General features: G+C 73.2%; 17 protein-coding genes. 5 read left to right on the top strand and 12 right to left on the bottom strand.

Going from position 1 to position 20,268, the window contains the following annotated elements:
• Positions 1–73: 73 nt before the first annotated feature.
• Complete coding sequence (gene fabG / locus ACFUJR_RS24110) at positions 74–859, top strand: 3-oxoacyl-ACP reductase FabG (protein WP_383170514.1); 786 nt, start codon at positions 74–76, stop codon at positions 857–859.
• Positions 860–893: 34 nt separating this feature from the next.
• A complete protein-coding gene (locus ACFUJR_RS24105; protein WP_383170516.1) occupies positions 894–1,511 on the top strand; it encodes a disulfide bond formation protein DsbA in 618 nt (205 codons plus the stop codon).
• A gap of 9 nt (positions 1,512–1,520) precedes the next feature.
• On the opposite strand, the gene ACFUJR_RS24100 is transcribed toward ACFUJR_RS24105, so the two are convergent.
• The 3 genes from ACFUJR_RS24100 to ACFUJR_RS24090 form a co-directional block, all read right to left on the bottom strand.
• A complete protein-coding gene (locus ACFUJR_RS24100; protein ID WP_383170518.1) occupies positions 1,521–2,399 on the bottom strand; it encodes an NmrA/HSCARG family protein in 879 nt (292 codons plus the stop codon).
• A gap of 90 nt (positions 2,400–2,489) precedes the next feature.
• Positions 2,490–2,765: an acyl carrier protein gene (locus ACFUJR_RS24095; RefSeq protein ID WP_383170520.1), complete on the bottom strand. Its 276-nt coding sequence runs from the start codon at positions 2,763–2,765 to the stop codon at positions 2,490–2,492.
• Positions 2,766–2,802: 37 nt separating this feature from the next.
• Positions 2,803–3,531, bottom strand: coding sequence for an SDR family oxidoreductase (locus tag ACFUJR_RS24090; protein ID WP_383170522.1), 729 nt, complete (start codon positions 3,529–3,531; stop codon positions 2,803–2,805).
• 219 nt (positions 3,532–3,750) lie between these two features.
• Here ACFUJR_RS24090 and ACFUJR_RS24085 point away from each other — a divergent pair, with 219 nt between their 5' ends.
• The 3 genes from ACFUJR_RS24085 to hemG all read left to right on the top strand — a co-directional run bounded on the left by ACFUJR_RS24085 (position 3,751) and on the right by hemG (position 8,337).
• Entirely contained in the window at positions 3,751–5,217 is a 1,467-nt protein-coding gene (locus ACFUJR_RS24085) for an FAD-dependent monooxygenase (protein WP_383170524.1), read from the top strand.
• 46 nt (positions 5,218–5,263) lie between these two features.
• Positions 5,264–6,724: an FAD-dependent monooxygenase gene (locus ACFUJR_RS24080; RefSeq protein ID WP_383170526.1), complete on the top strand. Its 1,461-nt coding sequence runs from the start codon at positions 5,264–5,266 to the stop codon at positions 6,722–6,724.
• Positions 6,725–6,852: 128 nt separating this feature from the next.
• A complete protein-coding gene (gene hemG / locus ACFUJR_RS24075; RefSeq protein ID WP_383170528.1) occupies positions 6,853–8,337 on the top strand; it encodes a protoporphyrinogen oxidase in 1,485 nt (494 codons plus the stop codon).
• Positions 8,338–8,534: 197 nt separating this feature from the next.
• Here the strand turns inward: hemG and ACFUJR_RS24070 are convergent, their stop codons facing one another.
• The 9 genes from ACFUJR_RS24070 to ACFUJR_RS24030 form a co-directional block, all read right to left on the bottom strand.
• A complete protein-coding gene (locus tag ACFUJR_RS24070; protein ID WP_383170530.1) occupies positions 8,535–10,298 on the bottom strand; it encodes an FAD-dependent monooxygenase in 1,764 nt (587 codons plus the stop codon).
• A gap of 171 nt (positions 10,299–10,469) precedes the next feature.
• The gene (locus ACFUJR_RS24065) at positions 10,470–10,931 is read right to left on the bottom strand and encodes a pyridoxamine 5'-phosphate oxidase family protein (protein ID WP_383170532.1); all 462 of its coding nucleotides are present in this window, start codon (positions 10,929–10,931) and stop codon (positions 10,470–10,472) included.
• Complete coding sequence (locus ACFUJR_RS24060) at positions 10,928–12,076, bottom strand: threonine aldolase family protein (RefSeq protein ID WP_383170533.1); 1,149 nt, start codon at positions 12,074–12,076, stop codon at positions 10,928–10,930. Before ACFUJR_RS24060 ends, ACFUJR_RS24065 begins: the two co-directional genes overlap by 4 nt.
• Before the next feature lie 5 nt (positions 12,077–12,081).
• Entirely contained in the window at positions 12,082–13,509 is a 1,428-nt protein-coding gene (locus ACFUJR_RS24055; RefSeq protein WP_383170535.1) for an aldehyde dehydrogenase family protein, read from the bottom strand.
• The gene (locus ACFUJR_RS24050; RefSeq protein ID WP_383170536.1) at positions 13,506–14,609 is read right to left on the bottom strand and encodes a hypothetical protein; all 1,104 of its coding nucleotides are present in this window, start codon (positions 14,607–14,609) and stop codon (positions 13,506–13,508) included. Before ACFUJR_RS24050 ends, ACFUJR_RS24055 begins: the two co-directional genes overlap by 4 nt.
• Positions 14,548–16,389 carry an asparagine synthetase B family protein gene (locus ACFUJR_RS24045; protein WP_383170538.1) on the bottom strand — a complete coding sequence of 614 codons (1,842 nt, stop codon included), beginning with the start codon at positions 16,387–16,389 and terminating at the stop codon, positions 14,548–14,550. The genes ACFUJR_RS24050 and ACFUJR_RS24045 overlap by 62 nt, the downstream gene beginning before the upstream one ends.
• Positions 16,377–17,390, bottom strand: coding sequence for an alpha/beta hydrolase-fold protein (locus ACFUJR_RS24040; RefSeq protein WP_383170540.1), 1,014 nt, complete (start codon positions 17,388–17,390; stop codon positions 16,377–16,379). Before ACFUJR_RS24040 ends, ACFUJR_RS24045 begins: the two co-directional genes overlap by 13 nt.
• On the bottom strand, positions 17,387–18,793 hold the full coding sequence (locus ACFUJR_RS24035) for an MBL fold metallo-hydrolase (protein WP_383170542.1): 1,407 nt from the start codon (positions 18,791–18,793) through the stop codon (positions 17,387–17,389). Before ACFUJR_RS24035 ends, ACFUJR_RS24040 begins: the two co-directional genes overlap by 4 nt.
• Positions 18,793–20,118, bottom strand: coding sequence for a formylglycine-generating enzyme family protein (locus tag ACFUJR_RS24030; RefSeq protein WP_383170544.1), 1,326 nt, complete (start codon positions 20,116–20,118; stop codon positions 18,793–18,795). The genes ACFUJR_RS24035 and ACFUJR_RS24030 overlap by 1 nt, the downstream gene beginning before the upstream one ends.
• Positions 20,119–20,268: the final 150 nt, after the last annotated feature.

Here is a 20,268-nt window from a genome sequence, read left to right as displayed (position 1 = left end):
TCTCGACCGGGAATCCTGCCTTCCTTGCCACGTTGTCCCGGTACCACATACACCACGAGAAGGAGCAGGCGTAATGGCGGAAAAGGGACAGCAGGTAGCGCTGGTCACCGGCGGCACGAGCGGCATCGGCCTGGCCGTCGCCGAGAACTTCGCGCGCCAGGGCCACCGCGTCTTCATCTGCTCGCGGAACGCCGAGAACGTCACCGAGACGGTCGGCAAGCTGCGCGCGGAGGGCTACGAGGTCGACGGCGCGGCCGCCGACGTCAGCAGGCCGGAGGACGTCACGCGGCTCGTCGAGGCGGCCGTCTCGCGCTACGGAACGATCGACATCCTGGTCAACAACGCGGGCCGCAGCGGCGGCGGCGTGACCGCGGAGATCGCCGACGAGCTCTGGTACGACGTCATCAACACCAACCTCACCAGCGTCTTCCTGGTGACCCGGGCCGTGCTCACCCTCGGCGGCATGCGCGACAAGCAGAGCGGCCGGATCATCAACATCGCCTCCACGGCCGGCAAGCAGGGCGTCGTCCTCGGAGCCCCGTACTCGGCCTCCAAGCACGGCGTCGTCGGCTTCACCAAGGCCCTCGGCAACGAGCTCGCCCCCACCGGCATCACCGTCAACGCCGTCTGCCCGGGGTACGTCGAGACGCCGATGGCCCAGCGCGTCCGCCAGGGCTACGCCGCCGCGTACGACACCTCCGAGGACACCATCCTGGAGAAGTTCCAGGCCAAGATCCCGCTCGGCCGCTACTCCACGCCGGAGGAGGTCGCCGGCCTCGTCGGCTACCTGGCCTCGGACACCGCCGCCTCCATCACCTCACAGGCGCTCAACGTCTGCGGCGGCCTCGGCAACTTCTGATCCCCGAGACGGCAGAGACATCAAGGAGGCCGACGTGCCGCACACCCCCCCGACGCCGGTGGACTTCTGGTTCGACCCGACCTGCCCCTGGGCCTGGCTGACCTCCCGCTGGGTCCTGGAGGTCGCGGCGCACCGGCCCCTCGACGTGCGCTGGCGCGTCATGAGCCTGACGGTCCTCAACGAGGGCCGGACCGACCTGGACGAACGCTGGCACCGCGACCTGGCGCTGCGCATGGAGCCCGTACGGATCTGCGCCGCCGCCGAGGAGCGGTACGGCTCCGGGGTCCTCGGCCGGCTCTACACCGAACTCGGCATCCGCTTCCACCTGGACAAGGCGCCCAGGGAGCGGGTCACCTACGCGGCGGCGCTGGCCGCCGCGGGCCTCGATCCCGGCCTGGCCGAGGCGGCCGGGTCCGAGGCGTTCGACGGCGCGGTGCGCGCCTCGCACGCCGAGGGCATCGGCCGGGTCGGCACCGATGTCGGCACCCCCGTCCTCGCCGTCGGCGACGTGGCGTTCTTCGGCCCCGTGGTGACTCCCGTCCCGCGGGGCGAGGACGCGGTACGGCTCTGGGACGGCGTCCTCGCGGTGGCCGGGACCGACGGTTTCTTCGAGCTCAAGCGGACCCGCACGCGCGATCCGCTCTTCACCTGAGGCCCGAGGTCAGTGGTGCGCCCCGGCCGTCGGAGCCGTCCAGTTCTCGGCCAGCCAGCTCTCCAGGGAGACCAGGTCGGGGCGCCTGCCGCGCAGCGCCGGCAGGTCGGCCCGGTATCCGTCCCGCTCGAACCAGTCGAACATGTTGGCGAGGTCCTCGCGGGACGCGCGCAGCGGTTCGATGGGGAGCTGCTGGAAGCGGGTCGGGATTCCGGAGACCGCCTCGAAGGCCGCGGCCATCTGCGGGCCGGTGAGGTCGTCGCCGGCGATCTCCACCGTCCTGCCGAGCCACCCTTCCGGGTCCTCGAAGGCGTCCGCGGCGAAGACGCCGATGTCGCTCGTCGCGATGAGCTGCACGGAGGTCTCCGGGTCGAGCCACATGGCGAGGACGAGTTCGTCCTGGACCCGGCGCGGAGCGATGTCCAGCAGGATGTCGTGGAACATCACCGGCCGCAGCACCGTCAGCGGCAGGTCGAGCGACCTCAGGTACTCCTCGATCCGCAGCTTGCTCTCGAAGTGCGGGACCCGGGTGTCCCGGTCCGCTCCGCCGACCGAGCTGTAGACGAAGTGCTTCACCCCGGCCCGTACGGCCGCGTCGGCCACCGCCCTGCCCTGGCGCTCCTCCGCCTCGCAGCCGCCGGGGCCGCGGAAGGTCTGGACGCTGAACACGCCGTGGACGCCGTCCATCGCCGCCGCCAGCGAGGCCTCGTCGTCGAGGTCGCCGCGGACGAGCACGGCACCCGCCTCCGCGAGGGCCCTGGCCTCCTCCTTGGCCGGGTCGCGGACGAGCGCCCGGACCGCGTGACCGCGGCGGAGCAGCTCGCGGGCCACCGCCCCGCCCTGCCGGCCGGTACCACCCAGCACCATGATCGTCTCTTCAACCGCCACTGTCCGTCTCCATGTCTGTGGTCCGCCGGTTCCTCGTCCGGCGCGACATCGGGTCCTGCACGCAGTAAGGGCCGTACGGGTGGTGCGGGGTCAGGCCGCCGACATCACCTTCAGCTGGAGCAGCGAGTTGACGACGTCGACCAGCTGCCGCGCGGTGACGATGTCGCCGAGCTCGTCCTCGCACAGCTCGATGCCGAAGTCCCGCTCCAACTCGCTGTAGGTCTCCAGGAGCGCGAGCGAGTCGTAGCCCAGGTCCTCGAAGGAACGGTCCGGCGCCTCCACGAGCGAGAGCGTGTCCTCGGCCTCGCCGGCGCAGCGGAACATGATGGTCTGGAGGTCGTCGATCGTGATCTGCTGCACGGTCATGCCTCTTTCCGTGTGGATGGTGTGGGTGCGTTCCGCGCTACCACGGAACGGGGCCTTCGTCCGCCAGGCAGGCGCCCGACGGGCCGGTCTCGTCCAGGAGGGCGAGCCGGACCGCGATCCCGGCGCCCTCGGCGGGCGTCCGGTGGCCGCGGTGCTGGTTGATGTCGGTGGCCACCACTCCCGGGAGAGCGGCGTTCACCTTGATCGCGGTGCCGCGCAGCGCCTTGGCGTAGGCGACGGTGACGGCGTTGAGCGCGGTCTTGGAGGACTGGTAGGCGATCATGTCGAGGCCGGCCAGCGGCGAGTCCGGGTCCGCGTTGAGCGTCAGCGAGCCGACGTGGCTCGACAGGTTGACGATCCGGCCGGCCGGGGAGCGGCGCAGCAGCGGCAGCATCGCCCCGGTGACGGTGACCACCCCGAAGACGTTGGTCTCGTAGACCTCGCGGAGGTCGGCGGCGGTCGCCTCGGGGGCCGTGCCGGTGAAGCGGCCGGCGATGCCGGCGTTGTTCACCAGGATGTCCAGACGCCCGTGGCGCCGCTCGATCGTGGCGGCGGCCTCGGCCACGGAGGCCGGGTCGGTCACGTCGACGACCACCGCCTCCGCGGTGACACCGCCTGCGGTGAGGGCGTCCGCGGCCTGCTTGCCGAGGGCCTCGTCGCGGGCGCCGACGAGCACGACGGCCCCCCGCTCACCGAGCTGCCGTGCGACGGCGAAGCCGATGCCCTTGTTGGCACCCGTGACGAAGGCGATCTTCTCGACCGGCACGTCCCTGCCCCTCTCACTTTTCTCGGGGACCGAATTACTCATGCGGTGAAGTTAGTAAGAGGCAAAACCCGGGAGCACCTCCGACATTGCCATCGGCCCTTTTGTTCAACCGTTCAGAGCCGACGTTCAAGCAGGAGCATTCCGCAGTCGAACACCCTCCCCGCGCGCGCTTATTCCTTTCATTGCGACCGGACATTCCAGTGAGTAGCTTCACCTCGCATGAGAAATATTGACGTCATCGTCGTCGGGGCCGGACCGGTCGGCCTGATGCTGGCCGGAGAACTCCGCCTCGGCGGGGTGGACGTGGCCGTCTACGACAGAGACCCCGCCCCCTCCGGGGAATCCCGCGCCCTCGGGTTCAACCGCCGCGCCGCCGAGTCGCTCGGCCAGCGCGGGGTGCTCGACCGGATCGGCTCCTTCCGCTGGGGCCCGATGGGCCACTTCGGCGGGGTCCGCTTCGACCTCGGCATGCTCGACGAGGACCACAGCGGAGTCCTCGGCCTCTCCCAGGCACGCACCGAGGAGGCGCTCGCCGGCTGGCTGGCCGACCTCGGCGTGCCGGTGGTGCGCGGCCGCGAGGTGACCGGGCTCCGGGAGACCGGGGACGCCGTCGTCGTCTCGTACGACAGCCCCGAGGGCCCGGGGGAGGAGTCCGCCGCGTACGTCGTCGGCTGCGACGGCGTGGGCAGCACCGTCCGGCGGCTCGCCGGTATCGCGGCCCCCGGCTGGGCGTCCACCCGCGGCATGTACACCGCCGAGATCACCGGGGCCTCCCCGCGCCCGCGTCCGATCGGCGAGCGTCTCCCCGGCGGCTCCATGGTCGTGTGCACCCCGGTCGGCGAAGGCCGCTTCCGCGTCGTCGTCCACGACCTCGCGCTGCCCGCGAACCCGGACACGGAGACGCTGACCTTCACGGAGGTCGCGGACGCCTGGCAGCGGCTGACCGGCGAGTCCCTCCACGACGCCGAGCCGCAGTGGCTGTGGGCCACCGGCAACTCCGCCGCCCTGGCGGAGGAGTTCCGGCGCGGCCGGGTCCTCCTGGCGGGCGACGCCGCCCACGAGATCCCGCCGCTGGCGGCCTGGGGCCTGAGCGCCGGCCTCCAGGACGCGGCGAACCTCGGCTGGAAGCTGGCCGCCACGGTCAGGGGCTGGGCGCCCGAGGGGCTCCTGGACACCTACGACGCCGAACGCCGCCCGGTGGGAAGGGAACTGATCCGCAACGCCCGCGCCGCCGGCAAGATCTACCTCAGCGGCGAGGAGATGGACCCGGTACGCGAGGTCATGGGCGAACTACTCGCCCAGAAGGACGCGGCGGAGCGTGCCGCGGGGATCGTCAGCGGTCTCGGTGTCCGCTACGCGCTCGGCAAGGGCGAGCACCCCCTGCTCGGTCTGCGGATGCCTCCCGGGTGCGAACTCACCCTCGCCGACGGCACCACGGCCCGTGTCGGCGACCTCCTGCGCACCGGGCACGGTCTCCTCATCACCACCGACCCGGCCCACGCCCGCCTCGCCGAAGGGCTCGACGACCGCCTCGACCTCGTCACCGGCACCTGGAGCCAGGACCGCGAACCCGCCCTCGACACCGTCCTCGTCCGCCCCGACGGCTACGTCGCCTGGACCTCCCCCGGCACCGTCGACGCACTCACCGACACCCTCACCCGCTGGTTCGGCACCGCCCAGCGGTGACCGGCGCCTCCCTCGCGGAACCAAGGAACGGACAAGGAGCACACGCATGCCCAGGGATGTCATCGTCGTCGGAGCGGGCCCGGTAGGCCTGATGCTGGCGGGCGAACTCGCGCTCGGCGGCGCGGACGTCGTCGTCTACGAACGTCTGGCCGCCCCCGTGCGCGAGTCGCGCGGCGCCAGCATCACCAAACGCGCCGCCGAATGCCTCGACCAGCGCGGACTCCTCGGCGGCCTCGGCCCGACCGAGCCCGCCGACGCGCACTTCGGCGGGGTGCCGATCGACTTCGCCCCGCTGGCCGAGGACCACTACGGACTCCGGGGCGTGCCGCAGTTCCGCACCGAACGGGTGCTGGGGGAGTGGGTGGCCGGGCTCGGCGTGGAGGTCCGGCGCGGCCATGAGGTGACCGCCTTCGAGGAGACCGGCGAGGCCGTACGCGTCCGCGTGACCGGCCCCGACGGCCCGGCCGAGGAGACCGCCGCGTACCTCGTCGGCTGCGACGGCGGGCGCAGCCTGGTCCGCAAGCTGGCCGGGATCGACTTCCCCGGCACCGACGGCCGACGCGGCTTCCTCACCGCCGACGTCACCGGCGTCGAGACCCGCAGGCGGCGCATCGGCGAGAACCTGCCGGGCGGCAGCATGATCATGGCGATGGACCTGGAGAACGGCGTCACCCGCCTCGTCGTCCACGAGGCCGGCACGGCACCGCGTGACCGCGCCGCCCTCACGTACACCGATCTGGCGGACGCCTGGCATCGGCTCACCGGCGAGTCCCTGCACCACGCGGAGTGCCGTTGGCTCAGCTGCTTCACCGACGCCTCGCGATCCGCCGCAGCCTACCGGCGCGGCCGGGTGCTCCTGGCGGGCGACGCCGCGCACGTCCAGCCGCCGGCGATGGCCCAGGGGCTGAGCGTCGGAGTGCAGGACGCCGTCAACCTCGGCTGGAAGCTGGCCGCCACGGTCAGGGGCTGGGCGCCCGAGGGCCTGCTCGACACGTACGACTCCGAACGGCGGCCGGTCGGGGAGCAGTTGGCCCGGAACGCGCGAGCCGCGATCGAACTGCGGCTCACCGGCGAGGACATGGACCCGGTGCGCGAGATCATGGGAGAGCTGGTGCGCCACGAGGGCGCCGCCGAGCATCTGGCGGGGATGCTGAGCAACCTCGGTGTCCGCTACGCGCTCGGCAAGGGCGAGCACCCCCTGCTCGGTCTGCGGATGCCTCCCGGGTGCGAACTCACCCTCGCCGACGGCACCACGGCCCGTGTCGGCGACCTCCTGCGCACCGGGCACGGTCTCCTCATCACCACCGACCCGGCCCACGCCCGCCTCGCCGAAGGGCTCGACGACCGCCTCGACCTCGTCACCGGCACCTGGAGCCAGGACCGCGAACCCGCCCTCGACACCGTCCTCGTCCGCCCCGACGGCTACGTCGCCTGGACCTCCCCCGGCACCGTCGACGCACTCACCGACACCCTCACCCGCTGGTTCGGCACCGCCCGGCGGCGGTAGGGCGCCGGTCCAGCCGGTCTCGACCGGGGTTCGGGGAGGCCCGTCGAGACTGCCGACACATCTGCCCCGGCGCCGATCGCGGCGCCCGGGGCGGCTTACGACACCGTAACCATGAAGGAGCTGGTGGAATGGCTGGCAGCGAACGGGATCAGGTGACCGGCATGCCGCACGTGGTCGTCGTCGGGGGTGGTATCGCGGGCCTCTCGACGGCGTTCCACCTGCGGAACGAGCCGGTGCGGGTCACGGTCCTGGAGGGGTCGGACCGGCTCGGCGGCAAGCTGAAGGTCTCCGAGGTGGCGGGGGTCGCCGTCGACGAGGGCGCGGAGTCGCTGTACGCCAACCGCCGCAAGACCACCGGTCTGATCAAGGACGCCGGGCTCGGCGAGCGCATCATGTCGGCCGGGGTGACCGCCTCCGCGATCTGGACCAGGGGCGGGATCCGGCATCAGCCGGACCGTCAGTTCATGGGCGTGCCCTGTGACATGGACGACCTGGCCCGGTCCGGCGTCCTGTCCGAGGAGGGGGTCGAGCGCGCCCGGCAGGACCTGTCCCTGCCCTCCTTCGACCGGGACGGGGACGTGTCGGTCGCCGACTACGTCGGGAGCCGCTTCGGCAAGGAGGTCGTGGACCGCCTCGTCGATCCCTTCCTCGCGGGCGTGTTCTCCGGCCGCGCCGAGGACCTCTCCTTCGAGGCGACGCTGACGCCGCTGGCGAAGGCCTCCCGGCGCCACGCCTCCCTCGCGGACGCGGCGGGCGCCCTGGTGCCGGTCCTCGCCCCGGGCGAGAAGCCGCCGCCGGTGAGCGTGGCGACCCTTGAGGGCGGCTTCGGCTCGCTGCCCGAGGCCGTCGTGAGGGAGACGCTCGCCGCCGCCCCCGGCACCGTCTTCCGCACCGACGCCCCGGCCCGCGCGCTGGAGCGCACCGCCGACGGCTGGCGGATCACGGTCGGCCCGGCCGGGGCCCCGGAGCTGATCGAGGCCGACGCGGTCGTCATCGCCACCCCCGCGGGACCGGCGGGGAGCCTGCTCGCCGGCGTCCCGACGGCCGGCGAGGCCGTCGAGGCCCTGAGCGAGATGCGGTACGCGAGCGTGGCCGTGGTCACCCTCGCGTACCCGAAGGCGGCCTTCCCCGGCGGCGGGCTCTCCGGCCGCGGCTACTCGGCGTACCGGGTGCCGGCGGTGGAGGGGAAGCTGGTCAAGGAGGTCACCTTCACCACGGTGAAGTGGCCGCATCTGGCCGGCGAGGTGGAGATCGTCCGCTGCTTCCTGGGCCGCGTCGGCGAGGACTGGGTGCTCGGCCGGGACGACGCCTCGCTCGTCGCGGTGGCGGCGGCCGAGCTCGCCGAGGCGACCGGCGTGACCGGCGTCCCGGTCGAGTCCCGGGTGAGCCGCTGGCAGGACGCCCTGCCGCAGTACGCCGTGGGCCACCTGGACCGGGTGAACCGCATCAGGGAGTCCGTGGCGGCCCTGCCGGGTCTCGCGGTGTGCGGCGCGCTCTACGACGGCGTGGGCGTGGGTGTCTGCATGGCCACCGCGCGCAAGGCCGCCGACGAGGTGCTGTCCTGGCAGGCGAAGCGGGGCGACGCGGCCCGGCCGGTCACGGCGTCCGTCTGAGGAGGTCTGCCCGGAACGAACTCTCGTTCCGGGCTTTCCCATGCCCGTTTCCCCCGTCCGTTCTCCATGCCCATGCCCATGCCCATGCCCATGCCCATGCCCGTTCCCGTGTCCGTTCCCCGCGCCCGGAGAAAGCGACGAGAGTGTCCGCACCCTTTCGGGGTGCGGACACTCTCGTCACGCGTACCGGGCGGGCGTCAGCGGCCCAGGACGGCCGTGAAGACCTCCGTCAGGATCCGCTCGGCGTCCTCGGCGCCCCCGGTACCGTTCGTACCGCGCCAGGCCACGTGCTGGTCGGGTCGGATCAGGAGCGCGCCGGCCTCGCCGATCCCGCGGACGGCCGCCCAGCCCCCGTCCACGTCCTCGTACGCGCTGCCGGCGCCGATCCGGACCGTGGTGACGGGCACCGAGAACGTCTCGGCCACCCGGGCCGCCGCCTCGGCCCACGCGTCGCCCTCCGCGCCGACGATCAGCGTGAAGCCGCCGGTGCCGGTGAGGTCGAGGACGGAGACGCGCTCGCCGTCCTCCCCGGCGAGCCAGGCGTGCGGCAGCCGGTGGCCGGGGCGGGAGGTGGGCGTGTGCTCGTTGCGCATCGGGACGCGGACCGGCGGCTCACTGCCGTCGGGGACGAGCGCGCCCGCCTCGTAACCGAAGCCCACCTCCATGTCGAGCGACTGGCAGCCGCCGCGGTGGGTGTGGAAGATCTCCAGGGCGCGTGCCCGGGTGGTCTCGCCGAGCCAGGAAGGGTCGAAGTACGCCGCCAGACGCTGACCGCGCCGGCCCGCCGGGATGTTGTGGCCGCCGCCGATGGCGTCGATGACCGTCTGGTGGTGCTGCGCGGCGGAGACGGCCCAGTCGACGTTCTGGCGGCCGATCGGACGGCGCTCGGCCTCGTACGTGTCGATGAAGCTCTCCGGCGCCTGGCCGCCGAGGATGGCCGCCAGCTTCCAGGCGAGGTTGTGCGCGTCCTGGATACCGGTGTTGAGGCCGAGGCCCACGGCCGGCGGCTGCTTGTGGGCGGCGTCGCCGGCGATGAGGACCCGGCCCACGCGGTAGCGGTCGGCGAGGATCGCGTCCACGATCCAGTCGGTGACCTTGTGGACGGTGATCTCCAGGTCCGGGACGCGGAGCAGCTCGCGGATGCGCGGGACGACGGTCTCGGCGTCCCAGCGTCCGGGCGGGCCCGGGGCGAAGTGGAGTCCCCACTGCTCGCACTTCTTGCCCCAGCTCGGCCCCATCTCGATGAGGTTGCTGGAGAGGTCCGGGTCCTCCGGGCTGAGGAAGTGGGTGATGAGCGTGCCCTCCTCCCACCACTCGGACAGATCGGCGGAGAAGTACGCGGTCGTGGTGTTGACCAGACCGGGCGGGCCCTCCATGCGGATGCCGGCCTTCGGACCGACGAACTTCCCGCCGTCGGCGCCGACGAGGTACTTCGCCCTGACCGTGGTGGTCTCGCCGGTCTCGACGTTCCGCAGCTCGGCGAGGACGTGGTCGCCCTCGTCGGAGAAGGTGGTGACCTCGTGGCCGAAGAGGACACGGCCCGGATTGCGCTCCTCCGCGTGGCGCCTGAGGATCGGCTCCAGCCACATCTGCGGCAGCTTGGCCGGCAGGACCGGGCCGGCCGCCGCGTACGTCTCCGTCAGCTCACCGCCGCCGAAGGCGTCCATCTCGTGGATGAGCCGCCGGTCCATCGGACCGTCGCCCGCGAGCGTGGTCATCCAGCGCACCTTGCCGAACAGCTCCAGCGGCGCGGCCTCGGCGAGGACGTCGTCCGCCATCCCGTGCTGACGGAAGATCTCCATCGTGCGCTGGTTGAGGTAGTGGGCTTTCGGAATCCTCGACGTGTCCGAGTGGCGCTCCACCAGCAGATGATCGACGCCCTGGTCGGAGAGGAAGACGGAGGCGGACAGCCCGCATCCGCCGCCACCGACGATCAAGACCGGAACCTCGATTGCTTCCATGTTCGCCCTTCCAGAAAGACGGATGCCTTGCCCACCGAGGCTGGCAAGGCACCCTGCAGCTCCGGTCAAGAACGACTGGACTCCGCCTCCGCGCGGCCGCTCAGGAGGCCGACCCGGCCGGCGGAGACGGAGTCGCCGGGGGTGCGGGGGACGCCGCGGCCGGACGGGGCCTCAGCCGCGCCAGGCGCCGTCGCGCATGAGGCCGCGGCCGGCCAGCTCGTTCGCCTCGCGCCAGGCCTGCACCCGCCGCGGGCGGATGCGGAAGTACTGGTACGGCTCCTTCAGTTCGCGCGGGTCGAAGCCGGTCTTCGCCGCGAAGGCGTCGCCCGTCTCCTGCCCGAGCTCCGCCGTGTCGACCGGTTCCGCCACGCCGTCGACGATGACCACGTCGCGGGTCGGGCCGATGCCGATCCGCACCCGGCCGTCGGCGAGCATGTTGCGCCCGGTGACCGAGGCGCGCGGGGTCGACACGAGGATCGCGGAGCCGTCCCACAGGAACGAGAGCGGGACGAGGTGGACCCCGCCGCCGTCCGTGCCCGCCGTCGACAGCCACAGGTCGACGTCGTTCTCCAGGCGCGCACGGGTGTCCTTGAGCCGCTCCTCCAGCGTCCGGGGTGCCGCCACGTCCGTCATGCTTCCTCCATCAGGGTCAGGGAGCCTCCCCGGCAGGGGAGTTCCTCGCTCTCGGGGGGTCTCGCGGTCCCGGGGTCCCGCCGGCGGGAGGGCACGGCGGCCGCCACGGCCGCCAACGCCCCCACGGCCTCACGCACACCGATCATGCCGTGCGCGCGGTGCGTCACGAAACGCACATGTCCGTTCGGGAGGGGCAGGACGCGCACCCCGTGCGCGGCGAGGCCCGCCGCGCAGGCGTCCGGGCCGAGACCCGGGATCCGTGTCATCACCATGTTCGTCGGGTGCGCCGGACTCAGCACCTCGACACCGGGTACGGCCCGGAGTCCGGCGGCGAGCGCGGCGGCCGTCGCGTGGTCGGCGGCCAGCTCCGGCAGCCGCCCGAGGGCGACGAGCGCGGGCGCGGCGACCACCCCGGCCTGGTGCAGGGAGCCGCCGAGTCCGGTGCGCAGCTCGCGGGCGCGCGCGACGTAGGCACGGCCGCCGCCGAGCAGCGCGCCCATGGGCGCGCCGAGGGCCTTGGACACCGAGAAGGCGACGCTGTCGGCGGGTGCGGCGAGCGCCGCGGGCGGGACGCCGAGGGCGACGGCCGCGTGGGCGAGCCGGGCCCCGTCGAGGTGGAAGCGGGCCCCGTATCGGTGGGCGAGGCCGGCCACGGACCGGGTCGCCGCCTCGTCCAGGGCGTTACCGGAGCGCATCATGCTCGTGTTCTCCAGGCAGACCACGGTGGGACGGCCGGCTTCTGCGGCGAGCAGTGCCTCCAGGTGGCCGGGGTCGGGGAGGCCGTCCTCGTCCTGCTCGACCGTGACCAGGGTGAGGCCGCCGAACCGCCGCAGCCCGTCGGCCTCCAGGAAGCCCATGTGGCTGTCGGCCCCGACGATCACCCGGATCCCGGCCGGGTCGGGGAAGGCCGCGAGGGGTGCCAGGAGATTGGCCATGGTGCCGGTGGGCACGAACAGCGCGGCTTCGACGCCGAGGAGCGCGGCGGTGCGGGCTTCGAGCTCGGCGACCGTCGGATCGTCGCCGTACACGTCGTCACCGACCTCGGCCAGGGCACTCGCCGCGCGCATCCGCTCGTCCGGGACGGTCCGGGTGTCGCTGCGGAAGTCCAGCCGGGAATCCGGAACGGGGACGGGGGCGCCGGTCACCACGGCTACCACCCCGGCCGGTGCGCGACCCAGACGGCGCGCGGCCTGGTACAGCCCTCGATCGCGTGGAGGCCCAGTTCGCGCCCGTATCCGGACTGGCCGAGGCCGCCGACACTGACCGTCTCCTCGGTGTCGCCCCAGGTGTTGATCCACACCATGCCGGCGCGCAGGGCCCGCGCGAACCGCTCGACCCGCCCGGAGTCGGAGGTCCACACGGAGGCCGACAGGCCGTACGCGGTGTCGTGGGCGAGCGCCAGGGCCTCGGCCTCGGTGTCGAAGGCGACGGCGGACAGGACGGGCGCGAAGATCTCCTCGCGCCAGGCCCGGGAGCCGGCCGGCACCTCGTCCAGGACGACCGGGTGGACGTAGAACCCGCCGTCGAGGTCGTGGCGTACGGAGACGGCGCCGGGCGGCAGGACCACCCGCGCCCCGCACGCCGCGGCCTCCGCCACGACCGTGGCCGTGCGGTCGACGGCGGCACGGCTGATCAGCGGGCCGAGGTCGGTGGCCGGGTCCTCGGGGCGGCCGACGCGCAGCTCCGCCGCGAGGGCGGCGACGCGGGCGACGAACTCGGCGTGTACGGCGCGGTCGACGATCAGCCGGGTGCCGGCCACGCACATCTGGCCGGTGTTGCCGGTGAAGGCGGTGACGACGGCACGCGCGGCGGCGTCGAGGTCGGCGTCGCGGAAGACGACGACGGGGCTCTTGCCGCCGAGTTCGAGGGAGACCGGCTTGAGGCCGTCGGCGCAGCGGCGGGCGACCTCGCGGCCCGCGGCCGTGGAGCCGGTGAAGGTGACCGCGCCGACGGCCGGGTGGTCGCAGAGTGCCCGGCCGGTGTCGGCGCCGCCGTACACGGCGGTGAGGACGCCCTCGGGCAGCAGCCCGTCGGCGGCGCGGTCGACGAGCCGGCGCAGCGAGAGCGGCGTCTCGGGCGCGGGCTTCACGACCACCGTGTTGCCGTACGCGAGGGCGGCGGCGATCTTCCAGACGGCGAGCAGCAGGGGGTAGTTGCCGGGGGCGATGGCGGCGACGACGCCGACGGGCACCCGGTCGGTGTAGGTGCGCATGCCGGGTCCGGTCGGGTGGGTCTCTCCCACCGGGTGGCGGGCGGCGGCGGCGAACCAGTCGGCGACCCGGGCGGCGAAGCCGACCTCGCCGAGGGCGCGGGCGGTGGGCTTTCCCGCGGTGCGCCGCTCCAGGGCGGCGAGTTCCTCAAGGTCGTCCCGGACGAGGTCCGCGAGCCCCCGCAGGAGGGCGGACCGCTCCGCCGGCGCGGTCTCTCCCCAGCCGCCGAGGAACGCGGCCTCGGCACGCCGTACGGCCCGGTCGACGCCGTGCGCGCCGGTGTCGGCGACGCGCGCGATCTCCCGCCCGGTGGCGGGGTCGAGCACAGCCCTGCCCGTCTCGGGCGGCGCGTCCAGGACCTCCGTCATCCCAGCACCTCCGCGTGGCCCGCCAGGCGCAGCTCCGCGTCGAGGGCGGCGACCAGGGCGAGGAAGGGATCGCGGCCCATCCGCGCGTGTGCGCTGCCGAGGAGGCGGAGGTCGTAGCCGTCGGGGTGCTGCCAGAAGGCGTCGCAGGCGCCGTACGCGGCGCTGAGGTGGGCGAGGTGGAGCGGGCGGCCGTCGGCGAGGGTGTGGAGTTCGTCCGCGGCCGGGTGCTTGTCACGCTTCGGCGGGAACTCCAGACGTCCGCCGCCGGTCTTCTGGGCGGTGAGGCGCAGCTCTTCGCCGGTCGGCGTGGTGTAGACGACCTCCAGCTCGCGGACGGTGTCGCCGTCGCCGAAGGTGGCGGCACTGTTCGCGCGGAAGGATCCGACCGTCACGGGGAGGCCCTGCGCGGTGAGGAAGGAGGCGACCCGGTCCGGGGGGAGCCAGTCGCCCTCGTGCTCCTTGCCACGCCGGTGGAAGTGGTACGGGCCGGTGGGCACGGAGACCATCTCGGCCGGGTGCCGGGCCCAGTAGCTCAGCTCCGAGAACGGCGTGGCGAGGACGCGTGGCACCGCCCCGGGTACGGCGGGTCGCAGCCCGGCGTAGAGGGCGACCAGCTCTTCGTCGGTGAAATCGCCTTCCAGCACGGAGAGTTCGACGGTCGTCCCGGCGAGGCGGGCACTGCCGGCCCGGTGCTTCATGTAGTCGGTGCCGAGCCAGGCCACCCGGCCGTCGCCGATCTCGTGCGGCCGGGTCTCGCCGCCCCACAGGCAGGGGTGGTCGGCGGCGGGGAACGCCCAGTCGTACAGGAACTGCTTCAGCCGCAGCCGCCGTCCGCTGCCGGCGATCTCGGTGCGGTACCCGGCGGGGTTGGCGTCGCTCCAGGGGCTGCGGCCCTCGGCCGCGACACGGCCGGGGGGCGCCTCGCGGCGGAGGGTCCCGACGGAGGTGTCGCAGCCCTCGGGCAGGGCGGTGGGCCGCCACAGCACGAAGGGGCACCACTCCTGGGCCCGCTCCTCCTCGATGACCGGGGGGACCGGGTCAAGTCCGGACGCGCTCGACAGGACCCGCGGGCGCCAGTGCGGGACGGGACTGCTCACCATGACTCCTCGATTCGGTTCTGAACTCCGCGAGGTGGCCGAGCCAGGCGGAGGTGGAGGCCAGGAACATCCATTCGCCGACGCCCAGTCCGGCCCGGATCGCGGCCGGGACGGGCGGGAGTCCGAAGGGGCTGCCCAGGTCCTGGGCGAGTTCGGTCAGCCGGCGGACGTATCCCGGGTCGGTGGGGCTGGGGAAGCCCTGCTTGCGGCGGTGCCGCACGGGTTCCGGCAGCAGGTCGCCGAGGGCTTCCTTCAGGAGGCCCTTGTGGGTGCCGGGCTCGTTGGAGTCCTTCAGGTGCTCGGGGCAGCGGAAGGCCAGCTCGGTGAGGGTGACGTCCTGGAAGACGGGCCGGTCCTCCAGGGTGTGGGTCGCCGAGGTGGCGTCGACCATGTCGTTGACGTAGACGAGGAAGCGCCGCAGGAGGTGGTGTCGGCCGCGCTTGAGCGGGGACGCCGTCTTGACGGCCCGGTACTCGTCCATCGTGCGGGCCCAGACCCGGTCGGTGACCTCGTTCATGTCGACGTCGAGTTCCTGGGCCATCCAGGTCACGAGCCCGGCCCAGACGGGCCGTTCGTCGGCGTGCAGCCGGTGGGTGAGGTAGTGGCGGCCGTGGATGTAGGTGGGCGCGTACGGGTCGACGACGGGGAAGTAGCGGCCGTCCTGGTAGCCCCAGAGCTCGTCGGCGCCGTGCCCGGAGTAGACGACCACGTTCTTGTCGGCGGCGATCGTGCCGTACAGGTGGTGCATGGCGAGTTCAGCGCCGTGCAACAGCGGGCGCATCAGCCGGGTGGGCAGCACGGGGACGAGTCCGGCGGCCGTGTTCTGGTCGAGGTCGCAGACCGTCAGCGGGACACCGAGGTGTTCGGCGACGCCGGTGGCGTACGCGACGTCGTCGCCGGAGCCGCCGACGCCGTCCTGGTAGCGGAGCACGTAGCCGTCGAGCGGGACGCCCCGCGCGGTGAGCCCGGCGACGATCGCGGTGCTGTCGACGCCGCCGCTGAGAACGGCCGCGCGCGGCACGTCGGAGACGGAGCGCTGTTCGATCGCCCGGTCGAAGGCCGCCCTGATCTCGTCGGCCTCGACGGGGTCGTCCACGGAGGCCGGCTTCCAGTAGCGGTGAGTACGCACCCGCGGCCGGTCGATGACCAGGTACTCGGCGGGCTGGAGCGACCGGACTCCGCGCAGCCAGGTGTGGTCGTCGGCCGCGTCCATCCGGATCCAGGAGCGCAGCACGAACTCCTCGGGCTCCACCTCGGCCGCGACGAGGCCGGTGCGGAGCAGCACGCCCTGCTCGGAGGCGAAGACCAGCCCGCCGTCGACATGGGCGTAGAAGAGCGGCTTGACGCCGAAGTGGTCACGGGCGAGGACGACCCGGCCGGTGGTGGTGTCGTGCCAGGCGAGCGCGAACATGCCGTCGAGGGGCCGCAGCGCCGGGCCGGGCTCGTCCTCGCGGCGTATCTGCTGGAGGACGAACTCGGTGTCGCAGGTGGTGCGGCGCGGCCAGAGCGGCGGCGCCGGCGAACGCGAGCCGTACACCTCGCCGTTGTGGACGAGGACGATCCGTCCGCTGGGGTCGGCCATGGGCTGGTCGCCCGCGTGGGAGCGGTCGCGGACCGCGAGTCGGGTGGCGCACAGCATGACCGTGCCGCACGCGGAGACGTAGGGGGCGCGGGAGCTCTCGCCGCGGTGGGCCATCGCCTCGGTCATGGTGCGGCCGAGGGCGTCGAGCCAGGCGGCGTCGCGCCGGCCGTCGAGGCTGACGAAGCCCGCTATACCGCACATGTGCCGACCGTCCTCTCGGACCAGACGTGCCGCAGGCCGGCGAGGGCGTCGGTGAAGACGTGCTCGATGCCGTGGTGGCCGCCCTCGTGCTCCCGGTAGTGGTGCGGGACGCCGTGGGCGTCGAGGGCGGCGTGCAGGGCGCGGGCGCCCCAGTGCATGCCGTACTCGTCGCGTTCGCCGACGCTGAGGTGGAGGTGGTCGAGGCGGGTGAGCGCATCGGCGTGCTCGTCCAGCATGCGTACGGGGTCGTGGGTGAGCCAGCGCCGCCAGACCTCGTCGCGGAAGGCACCGGTGTCGGGATCGCAGGGCAGCGCGTCGGACGGGCTGGTCCGGGCGTCCTCGGCGTAGCACATGCCCATGGCGATGATGCTCATGGCGACCATGAACGGCACGTCGACGGGGCCGGTGGCGCGGCGGGCGAGCAGCGCGTCCATGCCGCCGACGGCCCGGACGGTGTCGAGGGCGCGTGGCAGCAGCGGCAGGTAGCTGTGCTCGAAGCCGGCGTCGGGCGAGCAGGCGATGACCGAGCCGAAGAGGCCGGAGGTCATGCCGGCGACCAGCGCGCCGTAACCGCCGCTCGACTTGCCGCCGATCGCGCGCCACCGCGGCTCGGGCCGGGTGGCGAACCGCCGGTCGACCTCCGCGACGACCTCGGCGAGGTATCCGGCGTAGCGGCCGGAGGAGGCGGAGTCGATGTACTGGGAGCCGCCGTAGGAGGTGGTGCCGTCGGGGACGACGAGCAGGGCGGGCGGCACCCGGCCGTCGCTCATGGCCGTGCGGAGCCGGTCGGCGACGGTGGTTCCGAAGGCGAGGGCCCTGCCGGTGAGGCTGGGATGGGCGCCGAAGCCGGGCAGCCAGTGGATGACGGGGAACGGGCGGACACCGTCGTACCCGGGCGGCAGGTGCACCTCGACCCGGCGTGTGTGCGGGTCCCCCAGCGGGTTGTCGCGCAGGCAGGCGCTCTGGTGCTCGAAGACCACGGTCTCGGGGAGGTCGCTCACGGCCGGCTCGCCTCCCGGAGCTCCCGCTCGACGTGGTGGGTGTAGTACGAGGGGTGGTGGAAGACGGCGGACAGCAGGACGCCGTCGCTCGCCCACAGGCCGAAGGAACTGCCGAAGAGGAGGTCGGCGCCGAGCATGGCCTCCAGGGTGCTCGCGGCCATCTCGGTCCAGCCCTCGGCGTGGGTGACGTGGGCGCGGGCGGGACCCACGCCGAGCTTCGTCACCCGGCCGGCGACCGGGTCGAGGAGGTAGGAGGTCTCGTCGCCGCCGTCCTCGTACAGGGATACGACGTGCCGTCCGGCGCCGTCGTCGAGCGCCCGGTACCAGTAGTCGGTGGCGACGAGCAGGTCGAGGAGTTCGCGGAGCAGCTCCTCGGCGGACCGGGTCTGCCTGCCGTAGCGGTCGAGGGAGGCGTCGAAGGCCGGGACCGGCGTCTCCGGGTCGAGCCGGACGGCGGCGTAGACCTCGTCGAAGTCGTACGCGTCGGGGGCGACCGGCCCGTCGACGAGGCCGGCCTTCCCCCCGCCGACCTCCAGGACCTGGCCGGGACCCCACAGCAGGCCGGCCCGGCCCCGTTCGGCGAGGCGTGCGAGGGCCTCGACCGGGGTGAACGGGAACAGGGTGCGGTTGCACCAGTCGTAGTCGCGGTCGGTGTCGCCGCTGACGCGCCAGCCGAAGGAGGACGGCACGGTCAGGGCGGCCGGCAGGGAGTCCACGTACCGGTCGAAGTTGGCGACGGCGCGTGCGCGGACACCCTCCGGGTCGCTGAGCGGGCGACGCTCGGTGAGGACGCCGGGCGGCGAGACGCTGTGCGTGGGCACGAGCGCGAGGTCGAGCCTCGGCGCGTCCTCGCGCCGGAAGGCCTCGACGGTCGCCTCGTGCAGGAGCGCGTCGCCGCAGATCATGACGGCCGCGTCCGCGGTCTCGACGAGCACGCTCATCTCGGGGAAGGAGACGGCGGACGGGAAGGTCCGCAGGGTCGCCCCGCCGAGGGTGACGGTGTCACCGGGCCGCACCGGGCACAGCCGCTCGAAGCCGAAGCGGCGCAGCGTCCAGGAGATCGCCTGGTGGCCGAGGCCGGAGGCGGTCAGTGTCGGCGGCACGGGGCCGGCCGGGTAGACGCAGGTGACGCCGGTGCTCTGGCGCGGAGTGTCGTCGAAGTCGACGTCGGCGCCGTCCGCGAGGAGGCCCAGGGAGGGGTAGTGGTGGTGGTCGAAGTGATGGTGGCTGAGGACCACGCAGTCGACGCCCTCGTCGAGGACCCTGCGGACGAGGTCGTCCTCCAGGGGCGGGTGGTGCTCCCAGAAGCGGTCGAGGCGCTGGGTCAGCCACGGGTCGAAGAGGATCCGCTCCTGGCCCGTCTCGACGAGGACGGCGGCGTGGCCGAGGGAGGTGAGGCGCATCAGCCGTCCGCCTCGTACACGCAGCGGAAGCCGACCTCCATGTGCCGGTCGGTGATGAGGTCCTTGCCCCGGTAGAAGGTGGTGAGGCAGGTCGGCGGGGAGGTGAACGTGCCACCGCGCAGCACGTGGAAGGCTTCCTTGCGGTTCATGAAGTCCAGCGGGTGGCGGCCCTTGAAGAAGGGGTCCATGTCCTCGCCGGTGTAGAAGTTGGTGCGGGTGAGCTCCCAGACGTTTCCGGACATCTGGAGGACGCCGTAGGGGCTGGCGCCCTCGGGCAGCGCGTCGGCGGCGAGCACGGGGTGGGCCGGGTTCTCGCCCTGCTCGACGGTGACGAGGAGCGCTTCGAGTGAGTCCAGGTCGGCGACGGCCTGGCCGAAGGACCGCTCCACGTAGTTGACGCGCTCGGGATCCCAGTCGTCGCCCCAGGGGAAGCGGCGGCCGTCGACACCCCGGGCGGCCTTCTCCCACTGGACCTCGCTGGGAAGCCGGCCGCCGGCCCAGGCGGCGAAGGCGTACGCGTCGTACCAGTCGATGCCGACGACGGGCATGTCCGGGGCGTTGAAGCGCGGATCGTGCCAGTGGGCGGGGCGGTGCGAGCGCTCCAGCGGCTGGTCGGGGTGGTCGAACTCGCCGGAGTCGCCGACCTCTTCGAGGAACTCGTGGTAGCGGGCGTTGGTGACGGTGGTCCGGTCGATGAGGAACGCGGGCACGTCGACGGCGCGCAGGACGGTGTCGTCCTGGGCCATGCGGAAGGCGTCGGGCCGCTCGTCGGCGGCGCCGATGATCGCGGGGCCGGCGGGGACGAGGACGACGTCCTCGTGACGGCGGACCCGCTTGCGGGCGGCGGCGATCCTGGACCGCATCTCGGAGAAGTACTCGTCCTCCAGGCGGCGCAGCTCGACGGGGTCCTTGGTGCCGAAGACGGCGATGAGGGCGCGCTTGGTGAGTGCGGCGCCGCAGCCGACGGGCTTGCGGGCCCAGTCGGGGCGGGTGAAGTTGCTGGGCCAGCCGGAGATCCGGATGAGGTCCGGGACGGCGGCGTCGATGCGGTGTTCGGCGATGACCTTGAGCGCGGTGAACGCGACCCAGTCGACGGTGTCGTGGGTGGCGGCGGCCACGGCGGTGGCGGCGGCCTCGTCGCCCGAGTGGTGGGTGGCGAGGAGGCGGACGGCGCCGGCACGGACGGGCCACTCGGGGTGCGAGACGGCGATGCTCGCGAGGAGCGGGATGCCGTCGGTGGTACGGCCCTTCTCGCCGGCCGATGCGACGACGCGTTCGACCGACGCCCAGTAGCGGTCGTCGGCGGAGTCGTCGATCACCAGCATGTCGGCGGGAATGTCGATGATGTGTGAAACGCGATTTCCTACCACTTCAACCTCTCTCTGACGACGTGACACCCCCCCGGAAACGAGGTCCGTGCAAGGGGGGCGGTGCGCGTTTCGTCCTTGTCAGTCCCCCGGTCACTGTACTCCCAC

Source organism: Streptomyces sp. NPDC057271, assembly GCF_042668715.1.
In the GTDB taxonomy this organism is placed as follows: domain Bacteria; phylum Actinomycetota; class Actinomycetes; order Streptomycetales; family Streptomycetaceae; genus Streptomyces.
This window is presented reverse-complemented; position numbering and strand designations above follow the sequence as displayed.

Excerpts from the sequence above, each read along its gene's own strand:
- fabG (WP_383170514.1), top strand. The coding sequence starts at position 74 with ATGGCGGAAAAGGGACAGCAGGTAGCGCTGGTCACCGGCGGCACGAGC.
- ACFUJR_RS24095 (WP_383170520.1), bottom strand. The coding sequence starts at position 2,765 with ATGACCGTGCAGCAGATCACGATCGACGACCTCCAGACCATCATGTTC.
- ACFUJR_RS24085 (WP_383170524.1), top strand. The coding sequence starts at position 3,751 with ATGAGAAATATTGACGTCATCGTCGTCGGGGCCGGACCGGTCGGCCTG.
- ACFUJR_RS24080 (WP_383170526.1), top strand. The coding sequence starts at position 5,264 with ATGCCCAGGGATGTCATCGTCGTCGGAGCGGGCCCGGTAGGCCTGATG.
- hemG (WP_383170528.1), top strand. The coding sequence starts at position 6,853 with ATGGCTGGCAGCGAACGGGATCAGGTGACCGGCATGCCGCACGTGGTC.
- ACFUJR_RS24070 (WP_383170530.1), bottom strand. The coding sequence starts at position 10,298 with ATGGAAGCAATCGAGGTTCCGGTCTTGATCGTCGGTGGCGGCGGATGC.
- ACFUJR_RS24065 (WP_383170532.1), bottom strand. The coding sequence starts at position 10,931 with ATGACGGACGTGGCGGCACCCCGGACGCTGGAGGAGCGGCTCAAGGAC.
- ACFUJR_RS24055 (WP_383170535.1), bottom strand. The coding sequence starts at position 13,509 with ATGACGGAGGTCCTGGACGCGCCGCCCGAGACGGGCAGGGCTGTGCTC.
- ACFUJR_RS24050 (WP_383170536.1), bottom strand. The coding sequence starts at position 14,609 with ATGGTGAGCAGTCCCGTCCCGCACTGGCGCCCGCGGGTCCTGTCGAGC.
- ACFUJR_RS24045 (WP_383170538.1), bottom strand. The coding sequence starts at position 16,389 with ATGTGCGGTATAGCGGGCTTCGTCAGCCTCGACGGCCGGCGCGACGCC.
- ACFUJR_RS24035 (WP_383170542.1), bottom strand. The coding sequence starts at position 18,793 with ATGCGCCTCACCTCCCTCGGCCACGCCGCCGTCCTCGTCGAGACGGGC.
- ACFUJR_RS24030 (WP_383170544.1), bottom strand. The coding sequence starts at position 20,118 with ATGCTGGTGATCGACGACTCCGCCGACGACCGCTACTGGGCGTCGGTC.